A 6,199-nucleotide genomic window follows, 5' to 3' on the forward strand; every position below is an offset into this window, starting at 1 on the left:
CGGCTCCCCGGTCCGTCGTCCCTCGCGGATCACGGGGCCGGGTCGAGCGGGGTGGTGCGCTCGGCGTCGAGCTGGTGGTCGGCCCAGACGTAGCTCGCGGGCAGCAGGTCGCTGATGGGGACGGCGCGGACGCCGTCACTGTCGCCGACGATGACCTCGATGGCGGGAAAGTAGTCCAGGAGGACCTGGCGGCACCGGCCGCACGGCGGGACGACCCCGCGGTCGCGGTCGCCGACAGCGACGATCGTCTCCAGCTCGTAGGCGCCTTGGGCGGCCGCCGCGCCGATGACGACCAGCTCGGCGCAGGGGCCTCCGGTGAAGTGGTAGGCGTTCACCGCGGTCAGGATCCGGCCGTCCCCGGCACGGGCCGCAGCTGCCATGGTGTGGTTCTCGCCCCGGCAGCGCACGCGAGCGACGTGCGCTGCCGCGGCGACGAGTTCGTGGTCGACGGGACGCGTCCGCGTGGTCATCTTCTCCGCCTTCTTCAGGGCCAGGCGACTTTGACCCGTGCGGCAGGGGAGGGGCAAGCGATTTTCGGGCGGCAGGGTGGTCGCTGCCTTGGGGCTGTCGGGCTGTCGGGCCTTTGGGCCGTCCCGCCGTCCGGCCTTGACGAGCTCGTGCACGGTAGGCGGTCAGACGCCGAGGACTTTGGCGGGGCTCGGTGTTCACATCGGCGGAGGGTTGTCCCGTAACTCTCGGCAGCCTGCACCAGTGACCGAGTCACTTCCGTTCGCCGGGGTTGCCGAAGAGCCCACGAGCCGTGGCAGAAACGGTTTTTGGGTTCCTCCATGGGCAGGAAGGCCGCGACCGGGTATGCCACTGCGGACAGCACCCGGCCGCTCGCACCGGTGATGAGTCGGCGCGAGCGGAGCGGGCGGGTCGGCGCGGAGGGCGGGTCAGCAGGTCCCGGCGATCCACTTGTTGGCCTCGCCCTGGTCGTTCGCCACCGAGTCCCAGGTGTTGCCCCAGCCCTTGTCCAGGCAGAAGGAGTTTCCGCCGTAGCCGTTGTCCGCGTAGACCACCACGGAGCTGTACGAGGTGCCGGTGCCGTTGTTGAACCAGGAGGAGTCCTGGTGGGCGATGTAGGCGTTGGCGGTGTCCGACCAGATGGGGTTGTTGTACGCGAACTTGGCGACCGCGACACCGCCGGTGCCGTAGTTGATCTCCTTGTAGACGCACAGGTACGTCGACGGGCAGCTGCTGGGCTTCGACGTGCTGTAGGTGGGCTTGGTGCCCCCGGCGTGCGCGGCGGTGGCGGCGAAGGGAAGCATGGCGGCGGCCATGGCCAGCCCCAGCACGGCGCGCTTGGTGGTGCGCATGGTGTTCTCCTTGTCGTGTTGGTTCTCCTCCGGCGGGTGCCGGGGGCCCGCGCCCGGCCGACGGCGGCTGGGCGCGCGGGTTCGATGAGGCGGTGCGACTTCAGCCGGAGCCGACGACGGAGCGGGCTCGGCCGAGCGCGGTGGTGACCGCCCGGGTGTAGTAGCCGGCCTGGCCCGCGAACTCGTGGCGCGCGGCCTTCTGCACGTGTTCCCGTTGCAGGCGGGCGCCGATTCTGGCCAGGCCGGCCTCGCGGTTGCACTCGGCGTCGGCGACGGCGACGGTCGTCTCGTGCTTCCGGGCCTCCTCGGCGGTGCGGGACCGGTTCTCCTTCGCTACCGCGCCGATGGCCTCGGAAGAACTCGGGTAGGCCAGTCCTCGTGACTTCATGCAGGTCCGCCAGTCGGCCAGTGCCTTGGTGTACCGCGGTTCCGCTACTACGTCGTCGTAGGTGTAGTACTCGAGGTTGACCACGGCCGCCTTGGCCTCGGTCCACTTCTGGAGATCGCCGTAGAGATGTCGGCGGGCGTCGGCCTGGCAGCCGTCGGCGCTGGTGAAGATCTTTCCGCGGCCGGGTGCCGGGACGACGATCGCGGCGCGGTCGGTGCCGTTCAGGGCGCGGTCGAAGTCGGCTTGACGCCGTGGTGAGAGGGAGGTGATGTAGAGCGCCTGGGGACTCTTCTCGACCGCGGCCTTCCCGTCCCGGTCGCCGGACGCGGCCGCCTCGGCCAGACCGTAGCCGTGCCCGCGCGCCCAGGCGACGTCGTCCAAGCCGAAGCGGCGTTCCGGCGTCTCCAGCTCGCTACCCGGCATGTCCGGGGCGAGCCGGTACTGAAAGCCATGGTTCCGCATGCAGTCGGCAATCAACTGCTGCTCGGCTTCGCCGAGGAGCTTGCGCTCCGCGTCGGTCAGCCCGGTGCGCAGCCGGCCGCCGGCGTCCTCGGACGGCCGGTCGGCGGAGGAGCAGGCCGTGACGAACAGTAGGCCGGTCATGGCGAGCGTCCAGAGCAGGGCCTTGCCGCTCATCCGAACTCCTCGTGTCGTCGATGATGGTCCGCCACCGTGAAGAGGGGTTCACGGGCCGGACGGAGTGTGTGAGGCCGGCCGGACGCTGTGGAACCTATCGGCGGGGTGATCGGCAGCGTCATCCGGAAGTTCGCGGAGTGACGCCCTGTGGTCCCGTGGGGTAGAGCCGAAGCCGCGTGGTCATGGACGGCTCCGTAAGTCCGGCGCCTCCGCAGCACCCTGTCAACTTCCAGGTTCCGCGGAGTCAGCGAGCTCCGTAGCGTGCTCCCGGCGCGGACCACGGCCCCAGGGGACGGGTATCCGGCACCTCTGGCAGGCAACCGCCTCCACCGGTTCCGAGCCGAACCATCGCCGCCGCAATGACCCCAGTGAAAGGAGAACCCACCGTGAACAGTCGGATCTTCCAACACGGCGAATCCGCCGCCGACCGACCGCCGAACCGGCGCTGGACACGCCCCGGGCAGCTCGCCCTCGTCGCCGTCCTCCTGGTCGCGACGGCGCTGGGTGTGATCGGCGCGCCACGGGCCACCGCCGCGCCGACCCATGCCACACAGGCCGACGTACCGGCGGGCGTGACCGCCGGCGTGGCCGTCTTCGACCGGACGACCGGGACCTTCACCGAACGGCTCAACGACAGGCTGCGGTTCCGCTCGGCCTCGGTGGTAAAACTGCTGATTGCCCTCGACTACCTGCGCACCCACGACCCGCGCACCCTGACCTCCGCGGACCGCACCCGGCTGGACTCGATGCTGCGCAGCAGTGACGACAGCGCGGCCGGCTACTACTGGGACCTCGGCGGACGGACGGCGATCGTCGACCGTACGGTGGCACAGCTCGGCCTGACCGACACCGCCGGTCCGCCGGCGGGATACGAGTCCTACTGGGGGTACGTAGCCCTGTCGGCCGCCGACACCGTGCGGATCTACCGGCACATCCTGGACGCCGCTCCTGTGTCGGTGCGCGACTATGTGATGGGCAACCTGCGGCAGTCGACGCGCTGCGGCACCGACGGGTTCGACCAGCACTTCGGCATCGCGGGCTCCTTCGCACGGCCGTGGGCGGTCAAGCAGGGCTGGTCCGGTTTCGGCAGCTCCGGCGGCTGCACCCCCAAGCCCGCGACGACGGTCCAGGCCGTGGCGCCACAGCGGTCCGCGCCGCTTGCCGCGGCCGGGGTCGACCTGACGCGGGAGGCACTGCACACCACCGGCACGATCGGGGACGACGACCGCACCATCGTGGCCGTGTTCACCCTGCATCCCGACGGCACGCCGTACGGCGCCGCGTACACGGCCGTCAACCGGCTCACCCGGTCCCTCAACGTTCCGGGTGCCGTCCGTCCCCCGGGAACCTGGTTCGGCACCTGGGGTGCGGGCGTCAACGTGCGCCCGCGGCCGACCGCTGCGGACTCCACTCCGCTGACGACGCTGCCGGCCGGCGTGGAGGTTCTGGTGAGCTGTCAGAAGCTCGGCCAGGAGATCACCGTTCCGCCTTACACGAACGCGTGGTGGGCCTACCTCCCCCAGTACGGCGGCTACATGACCAACATCTACATCAGCTCACCGGACAACCAACTACCCGGCGTGCCCGTCTGCTCCTCCTGACGGTGTAGACGGGCCCGCGGGTCACTCCCTTGGGCTAGCATGCCTGGCGGCTGGGGACCGGCCGCAACGGGAGGGGACTCTGCCGATGAGCGGCATATTGATTCATGTGCCGCCGGCACACGGCACCGAGTCGGCGACAACGCTGAACCTGGGCCCGGGGGAAGCCGCACGCTTCGGCCGGGGCACGACGGCGAGTCCAGTGGAGTTACTGCTGCCCGACCCTGCCGTCTCGCGGCTCGCCGGGGAGATCCGGGTGACCGAGGATCACTGGCAGCTCAGCAACTACTCCACCACCCACAGCTATCTGGTCGAGAACCCGGAAGGGGCCGGAGAGTACCTGCGGATCGCGCCGCGCCGGTCGGGGGCGCCCATCCCGTTCGAGTTCGCCCGGGTCGTGCTGCCCACCCAAGGCTCCACGGTGAGCTTCCAGGTCTTCGCGCCCGACCATGTCTACCTCGACCCGGACGATCCCGCTGGTACCTGGGGCACCCAGACCCTCCCCGCCTACTCCCTGGACGAGACCGCCACGTACTTCCTCGTCCTGGTGGCGCTCTGCGAACCGCGGCTGCGCGATGCGTCGACCGTCTCTGTACCGACCACCCCGCAGGTTGTGGAACGCATACGTACCCACCCGGCGCTGACGCGGCTGACCGCGCGGGCGGTCAGCGCCCACATCGACTACCTGGCGGAGCAGAAGCTGCGGGTGCGAGGGCTACGGGACACCGCCGCCCCGGGCGGCGTCACGCGGTGTACCGGCAAGCGCGATGCCGTGGTCGGCGTGGCGCTGCGCTTCGGTCTGGTCCGCGAGGAGCACCTGGCGCTGTTGCCGCCCCGCAACCCGGGCCTTCAGATCCCGGAACCGGCACAGCCCGGGGGCACGGGTGAGCCGGCTGCGGCGGCGCGGCACTAGGTCGGGCGTGAGCGCCGCAGCCGTACTTCAGGCGCACTGAGTGGTGACGCTGCCGGTCTGGCCGCTCTTGAGGCGGATCCCGCTGACCTGAGCGGCCCCACCCGCGTTGAGCGGCGGACGGGCCTCCTTGTCATTGGTGACGCCCTCGGCGGTCACAGTTCGTCCGGTCACCCGGCACTGCGCCGGGGAGCGCGGAATCCGGCATGTGCGGAGGCGACGTACACAGATGCCTCCTTGGTGGATGCGGACGACGGTCCAGGCCTACCGGCCTCACACGGGCGCCGTCTCTCCGCAGACTTCCGGATGCCCAGAGGGGCTTCCGCAGGCCTAGGGTCCGTGGGTCAGTCGGTTACCCCGCAGGGGGGCGGACCGGTTCACCGAACTCCACGGCTCGTCAGGAGCCGCCTTCTTGAGGGAGGAACCCACATGCGTCTTGGTCGGCGCGGTATCAGCCTGCGGGCCGGTCTGCTGGTTGCGGCGGCCCTGCTGTTTCCGATCGCTGTGGCCGCCCCCGGCCACGCGGCGGTAAACGGCTCCACCGTCGCCACCGCCTACGCCGGCTCCTGTCCGGCCGCCGGTGTCGTCACCCAGGGCTACAGCAGCACCCATGACGGTGTCGACATCGCGAACTCGCTCGGCACCCCCATCTACGCGGTCGGTGCCGGCCAGGTCATCGACTCGGGCCCGGCCCAGGGCTACGGCCAGTGGATCCGCATCCTGCACGCCGACGGCACCGTGACCGAGTACGGCCACATGTACCAGCGCGATGTCTCCGTCGGCCAGCAGGTGTCGGCCGGTCAGCGCATCGCCCTGATGGGCTCGGAGGGCGACTCCACCGGCGTCCACCTGCACCTTCGGGTGCGGGTCGGGACCTCCACGACGATCCGCGGCATCGACCCGGTCCCGTACCTGCGTGACCGCGGAGTCGGGCTGCCGTGCACACCCGGCGGGAGCGGCACCACGACGGTGACGGCGTGGGCCGACGCCAATGTACGTTCTTGCGCCTCCACTTCGTGCGCCGTCGTCAGCACGGTGTACGCCGGCCAGTCCTACCCGGCGCAGTGCTGGGTGACCGGGCAAACTGTGACCGCAGAGGGGATCACCAACAACAAGTGGGTCCGTCTGCCGCTCAACGCGGGTGGGGCCGGTTACGTCAGCGGGATCTACCTCAAGGGCGACGAGACCGGCGGCGTCAGCAAGCAGTGCGCCTGATGGTGGTCGCGGGGGGGGGGGGCCCCCCCCCGGGGGGGGGGGGGGGCGCGCGGGGGGGGGGGGGGGGGGGGTGGTGGGGGGGGCCGCCGGCCCCCCCCCCCAGAATTAAGAAAAAAAAATAAAACCAGCCAGC

General features: G+C 70.7%; 7 protein-coding genes. 3 read left to right on the plus strand and 4 right to left on the minus strand.

Features of this window, described 5'->3' with window-relative positions; genetic code table 11:
- Positions 1-29 precede the first annotated feature (29 nt).
- The 3 genes from ACWDNY_RS07175 to ACWDNY_RS07185 form a co-directional block, all read right to left on the minus strand.
- The gene (locus ACWDNY_RS07175) at positions 30-470 is read right to left on the minus strand and encodes a cytidine deaminase family protein (RefSeq protein WP_451644712.1); all 441 of its coding nucleotides are present in this window, start codon (positions 468-470) and stop codon (positions 30-32) included.
- 426 nt (positions 471-896) lie between these two features.
- On the minus strand, positions 897-1,319 hold the full coding sequence (locus tag ACWDNY_RS07180; RefSeq protein ID WP_451644713.1) for a peptidase inhibitor family I36 protein: 423 nt from the start codon (positions 1,317-1,319) through the stop codon (positions 897-899).
- A gap of 100 nt (positions 1,320-1,419) precedes the next feature.
- Positions 1,420-2,343 carry a hypothetical protein gene (locus tag ACWDNY_RS07185; RefSeq protein WP_451644714.1) on the minus strand — a complete coding sequence of 308 codons (924 nt, stop codon included), beginning with the start codon at positions 2,341-2,343 and terminating at the stop codon, positions 1,420-1,422.
- A gap of 485 nt (positions 2,344-2,828) precedes the next feature.
- Here ACWDNY_RS07185 and ACWDNY_RS07190 point away from each other — a divergent pair, with 485 nt between their 5' ends.
- Positions 2,829-3,944, plus strand: a complete 1,116-nt coding sequence (locus ACWDNY_RS07190; RefSeq protein WP_451644723.1) for a hypothetical protein — start codon at positions 2,829-2,831, stop codon at positions 3,942-3,944.
- 85 nt (positions 3,945-4,029) lie between these two features.
- Complete coding sequence (locus ACWDNY_RS07195) at positions 4,030-4,854, plus strand: serine/threonine protein kinase (RefSeq protein WP_451644715.1); 825 nt, start codon at positions 4,030-4,032, stop codon at positions 4,852-4,854.
- 27 nt (positions 4,855-4,881) lie between these two features.
- Here the strand turns inward: ACWDNY_RS07195 and ACWDNY_RS07200 are convergent, their stop codons facing one another.
- Positions 4,882-5,025, minus strand: coding sequence for a hypothetical protein (locus ACWDNY_RS07200; RefSeq protein ID WP_451644716.1), 144 nt, complete (start codon positions 5,023-5,025; stop codon positions 4,882-4,884).
- A gap of 255 nt (positions 5,026-5,280) precedes the next feature.
- Here ACWDNY_RS07200 and ACWDNY_RS07205 point away from each other — a divergent pair, with 255 nt between their 5' ends.
- Positions 5,281-6,066: a peptidoglycan DD-metalloendopeptidase family protein gene (locus tag ACWDNY_RS07205; protein WP_451644717.1), complete on the plus strand. Its 786-nt coding sequence runs from the start codon at positions 5,281-5,283 to the stop codon at positions 6,064-6,066.
- The last annotated feature ends 133 nt before the right edge of the window (positions 6,067-6,199 follow it).

Source organism: Streptomyces sp. NPDC003697 (genome assembly GCF_053587115.1).